This window comes from Geobacter sp. FeAm09, from assembly GCF_008330225.1.
Lineage (GTDB): Bacteria > Desulfobacterota > Desulfuromonadia > Geobacterales > Pseudopelobacteraceae > Oryzomonas.
The window spans coordinates 1,627,841-1,640,283 of sequence record NZ_CP042466.1; the positions used below are offsets into that span (position 1 = coordinate 1,627,841).

General features: G+C 62.4%; 12 protein-coding genes and 1 pseudogene. All 13 read left to right on the forward strand.

Annotation, left to right across the window (positions count from 1 at the left end; translation table 11 throughout):
• Positions 1-191: 191 nt before the first annotated feature.
• The 13 genes and pseudogenes from gcvH (at position 192) to FO488_RS07760 (ending at position 12,435) form a co-directional block, all read left to right on the forward strand.
• Positions 192-563, forward strand: a complete 372-nt coding sequence (gene gcvH / locus FO488_RS07700) for a glycine cleavage system protein GcvH (RefSeq protein WP_149210023.1) — start codon at positions 192-194, stop codon at positions 561-563.
• 260 nt (positions 564-823) lie between these two features.
• Positions 824-2,163: pseudogene (gcvPA, locus tag FO488_RS07705) on the forward strand (aminomethyl-transferring glycine dehydrogenase subunit GcvPA).
• A gap of 206 nt (positions 2,164-2,369) precedes the next feature.
• Positions 2,370-3,815, forward strand: a complete 1,446-nt coding sequence (gene gcvPB / locus FO488_RS07710) for an aminomethyl-transferring glycine dehydrogenase subunit GcvPB (RefSeq protein WP_149210024.1) — start codon at positions 2,370-2,372, stop codon at positions 3,813-3,815.
• Positions 3,816-3,833: 18 nt separating this feature from the next.
• The gene (locus FO488_RS07715; RefSeq protein WP_149210025.1) at positions 3,834-4,652 is read left to right on the forward strand and encodes a lipoate--protein ligase family protein; all 819 of its coding nucleotides are present in this window, start codon (positions 3,834-3,836) and stop codon (positions 4,650-4,652) included.
• Positions 4,649-5,527, forward strand: coding sequence for a lipoyl synthase (lipA, locus tag FO488_RS07720; protein ID WP_149210026.1), 879 nt, complete (start codon positions 4,649-4,651; stop codon positions 5,525-5,527). Before FO488_RS07715 ends, lipA begins: the two co-directional genes overlap by 4 nt.
• On the forward strand, positions 5,527-6,213 hold the full coding sequence (locus FO488_RS07725; protein ID WP_168205938.1) for a PilZ domain-containing protein: 687 nt from the start codon (positions 5,527-5,529) through the stop codon (positions 6,211-6,213). Before lipA ends, FO488_RS07725 begins: the two co-directional genes overlap by 1 nt.
• A 103-nt stretch (positions 6,214-6,316) precedes the next feature.
• Complete coding sequence (locus FO488_RS07730) at positions 6,317-6,667, forward strand: hypothetical protein (RefSeq protein ID WP_149210028.1); 351 nt, start codon at positions 6,317-6,319, stop codon at positions 6,665-6,667.
• Between the two features lie 164 nt (positions 6,668-6,831).
• Positions 6,832-7,764: a protein translocase subunit SecF gene (secF, locus tag FO488_RS07735; protein ID WP_149210029.1), complete on the forward strand. Its 933-nt coding sequence runs from the start codon at positions 6,832-6,834 to the stop codon at positions 7,762-7,764.
• A gap of 25 nt (positions 7,765-7,789) precedes the next feature.
• Positions 7,790-8,713, forward strand: a complete 924-nt coding sequence (locus FO488_RS07740; protein ID WP_149210030.1) for a rod shape-determining protein — start codon at positions 7,790-7,792, stop codon at positions 8,711-8,713.
• An 87-nt stretch (positions 8,714-8,800) separates the two neighbouring features.
• Positions 8,801-10,036, forward strand: coding sequence for a nitrogen regulation protein NR(II) (locus FO488_RS07745; RefSeq protein ID WP_149210031.1), 1,236 nt, complete (start codon positions 8,801-8,803; stop codon positions 10,034-10,036).
• Positions 10,033-11,373 (forward strand): sigma-54 dependent transcriptional regulator, encoded by a 1,341-nt coding sequence (locus tag FO488_RS07750; RefSeq protein ID WP_149210032.1) that lies wholly within the window; start codon positions 10,033-10,035, stop codon positions 11,371-11,373. The genes FO488_RS07745 and FO488_RS07750 overlap by 4 nt, the downstream gene beginning before the upstream one ends.
• 194 nt (positions 11,374-11,567) lie before the next feature.
• Positions 11,568-11,903: a hypothetical protein gene (locus FO488_RS07755; RefSeq protein WP_149210033.1), complete on the forward strand. Its 336-nt coding sequence runs from the start codon at positions 11,568-11,570 to the stop codon at positions 11,901-11,903.
• 22 nt (positions 11,904-11,925) lie between these two features.
• Positions 11,926-12,435, forward strand: coding sequence for a DNA-binding protein (locus FO488_RS07760; protein WP_149210034.1), 510 nt, complete (start codon positions 11,926-11,928; stop codon positions 12,433-12,435).
• The last annotated feature ends 8 nt before the right edge of the window (positions 12,436-12,443 follow it).

Here is a 12,443-nt window from a genome sequence, read left to right on the forward strand (position 1 = left end):
TTCACAATATTTTCTGCCACAGAGCCACAAAGGCACGGAGAAAATCGGGAGAAAGGCAAACATAAATCAAGCCACGATGGTGGTTTTGCTCCGAAACTGTCTTTTGCTTTTCTCTGTGAACCTCAGTGTCTCCGTGTCTCTGTGGCAGATTTGCCGATTATATAAAACACGTATAAGGAGGATATGCCGTCATGAGCATCTATTTCACCAAGGAGCACGAGTGGGTCAAGGTGAAGGAAGGGATCGGCGCGGTCGGCATCAGCGAACACGCCGCCCATGAACTGGGGGACATCACCTTCGTCGAGCTTCCCGCCACGGGCAAGGTGGTCAAGCAGTTCGACATGTTGGGGGCCATTGAATCGGTCAAGGCCGCCAGCGACATCTATTCGCCGGTTTCCGGCAAGGTGGTCAAGATCAACGAGGCCCTGAACGACGCCCCCGAGATCGTGAACGAGAGTGCGGAAGACGCCGGCTGGCTTGCCTGGATCGAGATCGCCGACGAGACGGAGCTGAAAACGCTGATGACACGTGAGCAGTACGACGAGTACCTGAAAACGCTCTAGGGGCGGAATCCATATTGGCCGGACAAGAGGCGCGGCCGCAAGGATCGCCCTTGGGGCCTGTCACGAAAATGGGCGGCACCATTGACGCATCTCATCTTCGGGCTGCCTGTGCCGTCGCCTCAATCGTAAAATCCTCGACGGAGCCTTGCTTGCACCTGCGGTTTTGCTCGATCGGCAAACGACGATCCAACCCGCATCCGAGCGCCTGAATGTAACACTTGTTCCGCAGCAGACCCTTATTTTTGCCAGGAGAGCTATCCATGAACGACAGTCATTACTCCCCCCACACGCCGGAAGAGATCGGGGAGATGCTTGCGGTGGTCGGCGCTTCCAGCGTCGAGGAACTGTTCGCCCCGATCCCGCCCGAATTGCGGGCCAGGACCTTCAATATCCCCCCCGGCATGTCCGAATTCGAGACGTTTGCCCGGATGCAGGCCATTGCCGCCGACAATAACGCCGCCATGGTCAATTTCATCGGGGGCGGTTTTTACGACCATGTCATTCCCGCCGTGGTCGATCACCTTGCGGGCCGGGCCGAGTTCTACACCGCCTATACCCCCTACCAGCCGGAGTGCTCCCAGGGGACCCTGCAGGCCCTGTTCGAATACCAGACCGCCATCTGCCGCCTGACCGGCCTGGAGGTCTCCAACGCCTCGCTCTACGACGGCGCCACGGCCTGCGCCGAGGCAGCCATGATGGCCCTGCGGGTGACCGGCCGCACCCGGATCGTAGTGGACGGCTGCGTCAGCCCCTTCTCCCGGCAGGTACTTGCGACCTACCTCTACAACCAGGAGGTGGAGGTCGTGGAGATCCCCCCCTGGATGGCCTGTTGAACCGCGCCGCCCTGGCCGCCTGCCTGGATGAGCATGTTGCGGCCGTGCTGGTGCAGAACCCCAACTTCTTCGGCTGCATCGAGGATTTGACTCCCCTGGCGGCACAGGTCCATGCCGCGGGCGCCCTGCTGGTGGCTTCCGTTTACCCGGTTTCCCTGGGGCTCATCACATCCCCGGGCAACATGGGGGCGGATATCGCCGTGGGGGACGGCCAGAGCCTGGGCAACCCGCTCTCCTTCGGCGGTCCCTCCTTCGGCTTCATCGCCGCGAAAAAGGCCTTTATCCGCAACATGCCGGGACGCATCGTCGGCGAAACCGTGGACAAAAACGGCAAACGCGGCTTCGTGCTGACCCTCCAGGCCCGGGAACAGCACATCAAGCGTCACAAGGCCACCTCCAACATCTGCAGCAACCAGGGGCTGTGCGCCCTGCGCGGCCTGATCTTCCTCTCGTCCCTGGGGAGGGAAGGGGTGGTGGAACTGGCCCGCCTCAACCGCGACAAGGCCGAGTACGCCAAGGCCCGGCTGGCCGAGGTTCCCGGCGTGACCGTGCTGCAATCCGCGCCCACCTTCAACGAATTCACGGTATCTTTGCCCAGGCCGGCCGCTCCGGTGGTGGCTGAGCTGCTCAAACAGGGCATTGCCGCCGGCGTGCCGCTGGGGGACTGCTACGAGGATGCGGCCAACGCCCTGGTGGTGACGGTCACCGAGAAGCGGACGAAGAAGGAGATCGACCGGCTGGCCGAGGCGCTGCAGGCCGCGTTGTAACCTGAATCCGTGACGCTCCATGCCTCCGCCGGTCCGGAAGGCATCTGCCTTTGCGTTCGAGCTGTATTCGGCCATCAGACGACGGACCAGCCTGGTAAGCGGGCTGTCACGGCACGGCGGCGTTCGGGCCCCCGGCCGCTGCGGCATTCCGGCATTACGGATTCAGGTTGTACTGCGGGCATTCCAGATTTTGGAGAGACAATTCTATGGAACTTATCTATGAAAAATCCGTTCCCGGCCGCAGGGGCGTAAAGCTGCCGGCCCCGGACGTGCCTGCCGCTCCCCCACTGCCGGAGGGGTTGCTGCGCACGGAACCGGCCGGCTTGGCCGAGGTGTCCGAACTGGACCTGGTGCGGCACTTTACCAACCTGTCCCGGCTGAACTTCTCGGTGGACACCAACTTCTACCCGCTGGGCTCCTGCACCATGAAGTACAACGCCAAGGTGCTGGAGAACGCCGCGGCCCTGTTTGCCCCCCTCCACCCCATGACGGCGCTTCTGCCGGGGGGCGGGGAGTTCTGCCAGGGGAGCCTGGGGCTGCTCTACGACCTGGGGCAGATGCTGGCCGACATCACCGGCATGGACGAGGTCACCACCCAGCCCCTGGCGGGCGCCCACGGCGAGATGACCGGCATCCTGCTAATCTCCGCCTACCACCGCGCCAAGGGGAACAAAAAGAAATACGTGGTGGTGCCCGACTCGTCCCACGGCACCAATCCGGCCTCGGCCGCCATCGCCGGCTACGAGATCATCACCGTGCCGACGGCGCCCTACGGCGACATGGACATGGACCTGTTCCGGCAGGCCATGAACGACGAGGTGGCGGCGGTGATGCTGACCTGCCCCAACACCCTGGGGCTGTTCAACCCGCACATCAGGGAGATCAGCGACATCGCCCACTCCCATGACGCCCTGATGTACTACGACGGCGCCAATCTGAACGCCATCATGGGCAAGGTCAAGCCGGGGGACGTGGGCTTCGACGTGGTGCACGTCAACCTGCACAAGACCTTCGGCACCCCCCACGGCGGCGGCGGTCCCGGTGCGGGTCCGGTGGGGGTCAAGAAGGCCCTGATTCCGTTTCTCCCCCAGCCGCGCATCGACATGGACGAGGAGGGGACCTTCGTCCTCCAGACCTCCCGTCCCGGCTCCATCGGCCGCGCGGCCAACTTCTACGGCAACTTCGGCATCATGGTCAGGGCCTATGCCTACATCATCATGCTGGGGCGCGAGGGGTTGACCCGGGTGTCGGAGCAGGCGGTACTCAACGCCAACTACATCAAGGAGCGCCTGAAGCCCTACTACGATCTCCCCTACGATCAGACCTGCATGCACGAGTGCGTCTTTTCGGCCTCCCGGCAACTGGCCCACGGCGTACACGCCATCGACATCGCCAAGTTCCTGATCGACCGGGGGTATCATCCCCCCACGGTCTACTTCCCGCTCATCGTCAAGGAGGCGATCATGATCGAGCCGACCGAGACCGAGAGCAAAGCGGCCCTGGACGCCTTCATCGACGTGATGATCCAGGCCGCCGAAACCGCCGCGAGCGATCCCCGGGCGCTTTTGGACGCGCCGCTGACCACGCCGGTCTCCCGGCTGGACGAGACCAAGGCGGCCCGGGAGCAGCATGTCTGCTGCCTCGGCGGATAGGGGAGGTCATGCCCGCCGATGGCTGACACAGCGCCGACCTGGCGCCTCATCGAAGACGAACCGAGCACCGGCGCGGAGAACATGGCCATGGACGAGGCGCTCGTGCGCTCCTTCGACCCGGCCCGGTCCCGGCCGGTGCTGCGCCTGTACGGCTGGCAACCGCCGGCCCTCTCCCTGGGGCGCTTCCAGAAAGCCGCCGAGGTGCTGGACCTGGAGCGCTGCCGGTCCGCTGGGGTGCCCATCGTGCGCCGTATCACCGGCGGCGGGACGATCTACCACACCGACGAGGTGACCTATGCCCTGGTCTGTTCGCCGGAGCAGATCCCCCCAGCCTCGTCCATCAAGGATTCCTTTCGCGTGTTGACCGGGTTCCTCGTCTCCCTCTACCGGGATTTGGGGCTTGACGCCTCCTACGCCCTGGACGCTGTCTCCCCGGAAACGCGCCTGGGGGAGCGGACCCCTTTCTGTTTTGCGGGCAAGGAGAGTTTCGACATCCTGGTGAAGGGGAAAAAGATCGGCGGCAATGCCCAGCGCCGGCAGAAGGGGATCATCTTTCAGCACGGCTCCCTGCCACTGGTGAACCGGGCCGCTACGGGGCTGTCGTTCATGAGGGAGCGGGACCCCGCTCTGGCGGCTGGCGCCGTCAGCCTGGAACAGTGCGGCATCCCGGTTGATTACGCCCTGGTCCGGCACAAGCTGATTGCGGCATTTCGAAGAAGCCTCACCGTGGAACTGTCGCCCCAACCGCCCACGGGACAGGAACGCTCCCTGGCCCGCGACCTGCTGGAACGGCGCTATGCCACGGACCGCTGGAACCTTGAAGGGATGGATGCGTGAATATGACGAGGAAACCCGAGTGGCTGCAAAAACGCGTCAATCCGCGAGAACAGGCCGGGATGCGGGCGCTCTTGGGGGAGTTGCGCCTGAACACGGTCTGCCAGCAGGCGCTCTGCCCCAATATCTCGGAATGTTTTCGCGGCGGCCAGGCCACGTTCCTGATCCTGGGGCGGCACTGTACCCGGCACTGTTCCTTCTGCAACGTGGACAAATCGCCGCCTGAACCGGTGGATACCGGGGAGCCGGCCAGGGTGGCCGAGGCGGTTGCCCGGCTGGGGTTGACCCATGTGGTGATCACCAGTCCGACCCGCGACGACCTGCCGGACGGCGGAGCCGCCCTGTACGCCGCCACGGTGGGCGCCATTCGCTCCGTCTCGCCCGCAACGCGCATCGAGCCGTTGATCCCGGATTTTCAGGGGGACCGCCGGAGCCTTGCAGCCGTCATGACCGCAGGCCCGGATATTATCGCCCACAACGTGGAGACGGTGCCGCGGTTGTATCATATCCGCAGCGGCGCCGATTACGGCCGTTCCCTGGACCTGCTCCGCACCTGCCGCGAACTGGCGCCGGAAACCCCGGTCAAGTCGGGAATCATGCTGGGGATGGGAGAGACCCGGGACGAGGTGCTGCGGGTGTTGGGCGACCTGCGCGCTGCGGGGTGCACCTATCTCAGCATCGGCCAGTACCTGGCCCCCAGCCGTAACCATTACCCGGTGCAGGAGTACATCCGGCCCGAGATCTTCGACGGATTGCGGGAACTGGCCCTCGATATGGGATTCAGCCATGTGGAGAGCGGCCCCTATGTGCGCAGTTCCTATCATGCAGGACAGTATCTGGCGGATATCCCCGGCGCATGCCACAAGGAGACAACATAGTGCAGCCCCAAATACTTCTGGCCGTCGCCGACGAAGAACGGCGCCTCATCTATGAAGCGTTCATCAAGAATGAACGGGTGATCTGCCATACGGTATCGTCCCTGCGCGATGTGGCGAACCAGGCCGCCCGGCAGCCCTATAACGCCATATTTCTCGACATGCCGCTGATCGTCAAGGCCTCCCGGTACGAAAAGAGCCTGGTGGAGGATGCCCTGCACGCCCTGCCCAACGTCCGCCTCAACATTACCGCCAAAACCCGTAAAATCCGCATGCTGGTTTCCTGGGACGCCCGGGAGGCCGGTGTGGCCACCCCCGAGGAGCAGCTTAAGTACTGTTGCGAACTGGCCCCGAAGGTGGCCCCCATCTGCAGCAGGGTACCCCTCAACCTGAACGCCGTGCTGTCATGCTCCCCGGATATGACGAACACCGAGCGGACGGTCTGCATCGACTTTTCCCCGGGCGGCTGCTTCCTGTTCTGCGTCAACGACGAGATCGCCCTGCAGACCACCGTGTGGATCCGGCTCGTTGCCCTGAGCGATCAAACGCCCATCGTATCCACCGTCTGCTGGAAACGGGAATGGGGAATGACCAGCGAGATCCCTGGTGTCGGCGTTCGTTTCGATGTGATGACGCCGCAGCAGCAGGCGGAGATCCTCTCGCTCTGCCGGGGCAAGCAGAAGAAATAGGTTGCGGCCGTGCCTGCCGGAGGCTGAAGGGCAACTCGTTGATGCCGAAGGGCAAATACCGATATCCCTTGCGCCCGGCACCGCTTTCGTATAGGTTTTAGCCATGCGCTTACTGGAAACATATGCCATCCACAGGAAATGCCTGCTGCCGTTTGTCATGGCGGCCGCGCTCTTCTTCATTCTTCAGGGGATAAGCGTACCCCACCTTGCCGACCCGCGGGAGCCTCGGCTCTCAAGCCCGCAAAAGAACAAGCCGGCCACCAGTGCCGTCCTCAAAACCCTGCTGCAATCACCCCATGGCAAGATTGCAAAGCACCCCCCATTTCTGGACCGTTCCGGCACGGCCTCCCGGCTTTGCCTCCCGACTGCCCACATCGCGTCTGTTCCCCATGACCTCCACGTTCCCGTCTCGGCCGCGGTCCCGGCCGTCCCTGCCAGGGCTCCGCCCGCGTAGCGCCCCGGCACCCCTGTCATCCATCTGATCCGAAATTTTTTCCGACACCATGCCAGTGCGTCGGGGCAGGTCTCTCCGTGCGCCCGCATCGGCCTTCGCCAGGTATGCCGCCTGGGGAACGTCCCGTCGCGCCTGTCACACGAACACGCTTCCAGGAGGAAACGGTGCAACTTATCAAAAAAACCGCCATCGACTTTATCGGCAAGAGGCATATCACGTTCATCGTATCGGGTATCATCGCCATTGTGGGTATGATCGGCATTGTCCAGATCGCCAGAAACGCCGCCAACATGGGCATCGACTTTTCCGGGGGTACATCGGTGCAGCTCAATTTCACCCAGCCGGTTTCCCTGGAGAAGGCCCGCGACCTCCTCGCCCGGAACAATCTCCACGAGGCCAACCTGCAGGAGATACAGGAGGGGAACAAACTCCTGATCAAGGTCGGTAAAGCCAGCCTGATGGCAGGAAACAATGCCGACACCATCAAGGAAATCTTCAAGAAGGGGTTCCCGGGGAACGATTTCGTGGTGGAAAGCTCCACGGAGATCGGCCCTTCCATCGGCGACAAACTCAAGAAGGATACCCTGGTCGCCGTGGGAGTGTCCATGCTCGGCATCGTCATGTACATAGCCTGGCGCTTTGATTTCAAGTTCGGCTTCGGCGCCGTGGTCTCCACGCTTCACGACGTGCTGGCCATGATCGCCCTGTTTTACGTCCTGGACAAGGAGATCAACCTGCTGTTCATCACCGCGGTCCTGACGATTGCGGGGTACTCCCTGACCGACACGGTGGTGGTGTTCGACCGGATCAGGGAAAATCTCAACAGGAACCTGTCCGGGTCCATGGAGAGCATCTTCAATGCCAGCATCAACGAAGTCCTGTCCCGGACGGTCATCACCTCATTGACCACGTTTCTGGCGGCGCTGTCGCTGTTTCTCTTCGGTGGCGAGGTCATCCACGATTTCGCCCTGGCTCTGGTTTCGGGCGTCGTCATCGCAACCTACTCGTCCATCTTCATCGCCAGCCCCATAGTGCTGGAACTGGAACGCAGGTCGGGAAGGGCCACGTCTCAGGGGGCTGCGCCCGCGACACCGTAAAATATTTTCAGGCAGGAGAACCATCATGGCCAAGCAGTGGGGACTCTCCAATTGGCGGCCGGACATAGCCATCGACCTGGGTACGGCGACGACCCGGGTTGCCGGCAGGGGGCATGGGGTCATAACCCGCACCTCCGTGGCTGGAAACACCCCGGCGTTGTCGGCCGGCGTCGTGGTGGACGGTGACGCCGTGGTGGCGCTTCTTGAACCGCTCATTGCCAAAATGAGGATCTTCGGCGTGATCCGGCCGCGCGCCGTGGCGTGCGCGCCGACCGACGCGAGCGCCGGGGAACGCAACGCTGTTGTCGAGGGGATTTCCCGGGGCGGCGCATCGGCTGTCGTCGTTGTCCCGGAACCCCTCGCCGCAGCCGTCGGGGCGGGGGTTGATATCGTGTCTCCCTATGCACGGATGGTCATCGATCTGGGGGAAGGGGTTACGGACTGCGCCGTCATCGCCTCCGGCAAGGTCGTGGATACGGCGGCCCTGCGCGGCGGGTGCGGCGCGTTCCGGAGCGCGCTGCGGGAGACGGTGTTGAGGATGCGGAACATGCGGATCACCACCCGTCAGGCGGAGCTGCTGCTGCGCGCGGCGCTCCGCGGTCCCGCGACGGTTTCCGTGCAGGCACCCGGGACAGGGGAGGGGGATTGTCCCGCACAACCGCCGATCAGTCTTGCTGAAGCGCGGGAGGCATGCGAGCCGGCGATGGCGGCGATCCTCGGCCTGATAACGGGATTTCTTCGGGATCTACCGCACTCCATGGGCTGCGAGATCATCGAAAACGGCATCACTCTGACGGGAGGCGGCGCCCTTTTGGCAGGCATGCGGGAAAGGATCCAGGCGGCAACCGGGATTGCGGTCATGCCGGTCCCCAATCCGCTTGAAGCGGTGGTGCGGGGGGCGTACGCCATGCTGCCTATCGTGGCGATGCTCAATATGTGGAAGCGTTGAGAGACACAGGCTGCACGGAGGTGGAAATTATGTTAAACTTTTTGAATGCCGCTTCCCTCGCAATCCTTTGGCAACGAAAGTCGCATTATGCTCAAACTGGTCCGATTGGCATGCGGGGCGGGGATTACCCTGTTCATCCTCTGGTTCGCCATGAGCAATTACCGCGATGCGCGTCCCATCGCCGAGGATAACCTTTTCGGGCTGGCCCATTCCCTCCATGCCGCCATTGAAAACAGCGTGCTCCACGACCCCTCCCTTCACTCCCTGGCGACGTTTCATGCCCAGGACCTGGCCTATTTCGCCCTCGTCGACAAGAACGGCGTTTACCGATTCCACTCCAACCAGGAATTGATCGGCACCCGGCTGCAGAACAGCGGCACGTTGCGGCAGTTGTTTGCCGAAACCATGGTGGGTACCCGCGTGAAGCTGGCGACGGGTGAAACCGCGTACGAGTTGTATGGCCATATCCACACGCCCCGTGAGACCATGGGGCTGCGCCTGGTGCTCCACACCTACCGGGCCGACGGGGTCATCAGGCATGCGCGGCTGACCATGATCGTACTGTTTGCCCTCGTGGCGGTCGGGTGGTTCCTGACGTTTGTCATCTATCGCTATTCCCGGCGGGAAGAGGTGCACCGGCAGGAGATGGCGCAGCGTGAAAACCTGGCCAAAATGGGGGAGATGGGTGCCATGCTGGCCCATGAGATCAGAAATCCCCTTGCAGGGATCAAGGGGTTTGCCCAGCTCATTGAAAAGCGGCCCGACGACCCCCGGACAAAGGAATCCGCCCAGCGGATTGTGGGTGAGGCCCGGCGCCTGGAATCCCTGGTGACGGACCTGCTCGCCTTTGCCAGAAGCGATGGGGATGAGGCGGGGCCTTGTGCCGTTGCCCGGCTTATGGGGCATAGCGTCGATCTGATACGGCCTGAGGCCGAGCAGGCCCGGGTCGCCCTGGTCATCGACTGTCCCTCCGACCTGATGGTCACCGGCAAGCGGGACAGGCTCGGCCAGGTGCTGCTCAATATCGTCAAAAACGGCGTGCAGGCGATGCCTGACGGGGGGGAGCTTCGCCTGACGGCACGCCAGGCCGGTTCACAGGCGATCATCACCATCAACGATACCGGACACGGCATCAGCCCGGAAAACAGTGCCAGGATCTTCACCCCTTTCTTCACCACCAAGGCGAGGGGCACCGGGCTGGGGTTGGCGCTCTGCAAGAAGATCGTCGAAGAACACCACGGTTCGATAACGGTTGAAAGCTCTGCCTCCGGGACAACGGTAACCGTAACGCTGCCGGGGGCATGGACAGGGGAGAAGCCATGAAAGGACGTATTCTGCTGGTTGAGGACGATGAAACCTTCAGGAGCTTTTTGCAGACCGTTCTGGAGGAAGCGGGACATGATGTGCTCATGGCCAGCGACGGACTGTCCGGAGCCCGCCTGATCAAAGGCCAGCAGTTCGATCTGGTTGTTTCGGATCTGAAAATGCCCGGCAAGAGCGGCCTCGAACTGTTTCGGGATGCCATGCGGGATGCCGATCCGCCACGATTTATCTTTCTGACCGCGTTCGGCACGGTGGAGGAGGCGGTCGGCGCCATGAAGGATGGGGCTTTCGATTTTCTCACCAAGCCGCTGGAAGATCCGGATGCCCTGGTGAGAGTTGTGGACAGGGCGCTTGAGGGCCTGCAACGCTCGCGGGATTACCTTGCGCTCAAGGAATCCGAAGCGGGCGGATTGCCGCCGGAAGAGCTCATCTTTGCCGGATCGGCCATGCAGCCGATCCGGAAACTGGTCCATAACGTGGCCGGTACCACGGCCAATGTGCTTATCTACGGCGAGAGCGGTACAGGCAAGGAACTGGTAGCCAGGACCATTCACCTGCTCAGTCCCCGGGGGGGCGGCGCTTTTGTCCCGCTCAACTGCGCGGCCATCCCGGAGAATCTTCTGGAGAGCGAGCTTTTCGGCCATGAAAAGGGGGCTTTCACGGGAGCTGTCCAGGCGCGGTTGGGCAAGTTCGAACTGGCCAAGGGGGGTACCATCTTTCTGGACGAAATCGGCGAAATGCCGGTGGCGCTTCAGGCCAAGCTGCTGCGGGTTCTTCAGGAACGGGTGTTCGAGCGGGTCGGGGGCGGCAAGGAGATCAGGGCCGACGTGCGGGTGATTGCGGCAACCAACCGCGACCTTGCCGAAGAGGTCGCGGAGAAGCGTTTCCGCGAGGACCTTTTCTACCGCCTCAACGTCTTTCCGGTCAATCTGCCGCCGCTCCGGGAACGGCGGGATATCATCCCGCTGTTGACGGAGTACTTTATCCGGCGTTTCTGCCGCCTGGTCGGAAAAAAGCTCAAGGGCATCGAGTCGGAGGCGCTCAGGGCCATGAAAGCATATACCTGGCCGGGCAATATCCGCGAGTTGCAGAACGTTGTGGAACGGGCCGTCATCCTGGCCCAGGACACGGTTCGGGCGGTCAATCTCCCCGACGCTCTCGTGGGGGCGGGCGGCCCGGCCGCTGCCGGCCGGGACAAGCTGAAAATGGTGGAGCGCGACCTGATCGTCCAGGCCCTGGAACAGCACGGGGGCAACCGTCGCCAGGCTGCCGAGGAACTGGGGATGTCGCGCCGAACCCTCCAATACAAACTGAAGGAGTTCGGCCTGCTCGGCTAACCGCACGGGACACGTGCGTTGTGCAATATTTTTCTCATGCGGTGCAATTGTTTGCACAATTTATTCTTGTTCCGTGTGTGCTGAAAAATAATAAAATTAATAAGATCAGCATCTTATATTGGTCTGTGGTTTTGGCATACACCGTGGAATATCCATTGGGGCAGAAACATCACATTCCACGGAGGTATCCACACATGAAACGGGTCGGAAGGATCTCAACAGTGGCGGCAATTGCCGCTCTCGTGCTTGCCGCCCAGGCATTGGCTTTTGGTGGCGGGATGGGGGGCGGCCAAACCGGGGGAAGCATGGGAGGGGGGCATCAGGTGTCTTCCGGCATGCAGGGGGGCAGCATGCATCCGGGGGCAATGGCCGGAGCAGGGCCGCAGCATATGGCCATGAATGAAACGGGGTCCCAGGGGATGATGCAGGGCGGCGTTGGTACTACCGCCACCATGCCGTCCGGGCAGATAAGCGGGAGCGGCAATGGCGGGACCGCCGCGAAAGCGTCCACAACCGCAACCACCAAGTAACGCGGATCGGGAGTAGTCCAGCATGTTCAAAGTTCGTTTTTTCTCCGTCGTGACGTTGGCAATCGTTTTGAATGGCCTGTTGACCGGTCCGGCGTTTGCCGGCTTCGGCTTCGGCAGCGATGCCGCGGGGAAGAGCGGCCTGGACTTCGCCAGGGGGTACGATGTGAATACGGTGACGACCGTAACGGGTCGTGTGGTTTCCTCTCCCCAGGCCGGTGAAAAAGAGCACATTTTTGTGGACGTCAAGGCCGGGGGGGAGATCATCAGCCTCAACCTCGGACCCAAGTCTTTCTGGGAGAAGAAGGAAATTCCGCTCCACCCCAACGACGACATCACCGCCAAGGGGTCCAAGGCCCAGGGTAAGGACGGGAAAACCTATCTGATGGTGCAGAAGCTCACCAACAAGACCACCGGTTCCCAAACGGCATTGCGGAACGATCAGGGGAGGGCCGCCTGGTCCGGGTGGAATTCGGGCGGCATGATGCAGGGGGGCGGCATGATGCGCGGCGGTGGCGGGATGATGAGACGCTGAAGCTTGCG

What these genes read in the sequence shown, in the direction of transcription:
- FO488_RS07740 (WP_149210030.1), top strand. Translation starts at nt 7,790, where the DNA reads ATGGCCAAGCAGTGGGGACTCTCCAATTGGCGGCCGGACATAGCCATC.
- FO488_RS07730 (WP_149210028.1), top strand. Translation starts at nt 6,317, where the DNA reads ATGCGCTTACTGGAAACATATGCCATCCACAGGAAATGCCTGCTGCCG.
- FO488_RS07745 (WP_149210031.1), top strand. Translation starts at nt 8,801, where the DNA reads ATGCTCAAACTGGTCCGATTGGCATGCGGGGCGGGGATTACCCTGTTC.
- gcvPB (WP_149210024.1), top strand. Translation starts at nt 2,370, where the DNA reads ATGGAACTTATCTATGAAAAATCCGTTCCCGGCCGCAGGGGCGTAAAG.
- FO488_RS07715 (WP_149210025.1), top strand. Translation starts at nt 3,834, where the DNA reads ATGGCTGACACAGCGCCGACCTGGCGCCTCATCGAAGACGAACCGAGC.
- FO488_RS07755 (WP_149210033.1), top strand. Translation starts at nt 11,568, where the DNA reads ATGAAACGGGTCGGAAGGATCTCAACAGTGGCGGCAATTGCCGCTCTC.
- gcvH (WP_149210023.1), top strand. Translation starts at nt 192, where the DNA reads ATGAGCATCTATTTCACCAAGGAGCACGAGTGGGTCAAGGTGAAGGAA.
- FO488_RS07760 (WP_149210034.1), top strand. Translation starts at nt 11,926, where the DNA reads ATGTTCAAAGTTCGTTTTTTCTCCGTCGTGACGTTGGCAATCGTTTTG.
- FO488_RS07750 (WP_149210032.1), top strand. Translation starts at nt 10,033, where the DNA reads ATGAAAGGACGTATTCTGCTGGTTGAGGACGATGAAACCTTCAGGAGC.